The sequence below is a fragment of the Eubacterium sp. ER2 genome (assembly GCF_000765215.1).
GTDB classification, from domain to species: domain Bacteria; phylum Bacillota; class Clostridia; order Lachnospirales; family Lachnospiraceae; genus Claveliimonas; species Claveliimonas intestinigallinarum.
This window is the reverse complement of sequence record NZ_JPJE01000059.1, coordinates 1-1,484: the sequence shown is the minus strand read 5'-3', so window position 1 is coordinate 1,484 and position 1,484 is coordinate 1. Positions and strand designations below refer to the sequence as shown.

Here is a 1,484-nt window from a genome sequence, read left to right as displayed (position 1 = left end):
ACCGGTACAGCCAACCGGCAAGGCGGTACTCTTGTTTCGGCAGGGTGGTACAGTTAGACCGTGCAGATGGTACTAATTCACCGTTATTTACATACGGATTACTGTTTTATGGAAGATCTGCTTCCATGGTCTGAGCAGCTACCGGAAATCTGCCGAAGCAAAACCAAAACAACGAATGTGTAAACCGGCCGCCGGGAAACGGCGGTCAAAAAATACGCTGGTACTCATGATTTACCGTGTACTAACAAAACCAAGGCAAGACTTTACATTACCGATTAATTTATCCGTATACAAGAAGGGGGAACTGTTTTGGAAATCACCGGCCATTTTAGCGGAAATATTTTTGGTCATGAGTAAAGGAAGAACATTGAGCTTGAGATGAGTGGTGCCATCTTGCGAAAAGGAGAAATCTTCAGTACAGAGCTTGTGATTCAGACATTTTTGATAGAAATCAGCGGCGCTGATCTTTTTGTTCAGGCTCACTCCTGTAAGATGAAGAAAATTATAGGGATAAAAAGCAACTTCCAGGGAAGAAACAGATAGATCTTTACTCCTTAAAAGGAATAGAAGATTGCGACCGGAAAGATTTTGTTCGTATTTTAGTGCACAGTCTACGATGATAGAGAGCGCCTGCTGCTTTGTGTATTTTGTCATAAATGGAATCCTATGAGGTGTCCGATGAGTTTGTATGGATCATAAAAGATACGAAGAGTAAAAAGAATTTTAAAGGGAGATGGTAGTGCCGCAGCACTAACTGTCTCCCTTAATGACTGATTTTTCAGTTGTCCGCCAACGCTCCGGCCTGTACATCCGGCTTTGCTATCGGGTTTTTCTGTTGCCCGCCAACGCTCCGACCAATCATCGGCTTTCATTTCGGATTTTAGGTGTCAGTCGCACCAGCAGAATTCGACTGCTTTGTGTGTATAGTATACGCTGATCAGACTAATGAGTCAACTAAATAAATACAAAGATATAAAAAGTAAAACAAAGGAGATCAAACCAATGAGCAGTATATTTGCAGGTAAAACCTTAATGATCACCGGCGGCACCGGTTCCTTCGGGAACGCCGTCCTGGACCGGTTTTTAAAGACAGATATAGGGGAGATCCGTATCTTTTCCCGCGATGAGTTAAAGCAGGACAATATGCGGCATTTTTATCAGCGGGAATTCCCCGAGTACAGCGACAAGCTGAAGTTCTATATCGGGGATGTGCGGGATATCCAGTCCGTGAAAAACGCCATGCACGGTGTGGACTACATCTTCCACGCGGCGGCCCTGAAGCAGGTGCCCTCCTGTGAGTTCTTCCCCGTCGAGGCGGTGAAGACCAATGTGCTGGGCACGGAGAACGTGCTGACTGCGGCCATCGAGGCAGGAGTAAAGAAGGTCATCTGCCTGTCCACGGACAAGGCCGCCTATCCGGTGAACGCCATGGGCACCTCCAAGGCCATGATGGAGAAGGTGATCGTGGCCAAATCAAGGACCGT

The 1,484-nt window shown here is 46.4% G+C and carries 2 protein-coding genes; one reads left to right on the top strand and one right to left on the bottom strand.

The window, feature by feature from the left end; translation table 11 throughout:
* Positions 1–231: 231 nt before the first annotated feature.
* Complete coding sequence (locus NI21_RS0115330) at positions 232–654, bottom strand: PBECR4 domain-containing protein (RefSeq protein WP_052084199.1); 423 nt, start codon at positions 652–654, stop codon at positions 232–234.
* A 357-nt stretch (positions 655–1,011) separates the two neighbouring features.
* Between NI21_RS0115330 and NI21_RS0115325 the strand changes: the two genes are divergently transcribed.
* The coding region (locus NI21_RS0115325; protein WP_197052637.1) for a polysaccharide biosynthesis protein at positions 1,012–1,484 on the top strand (473 nt) is incomplete at its 3' end.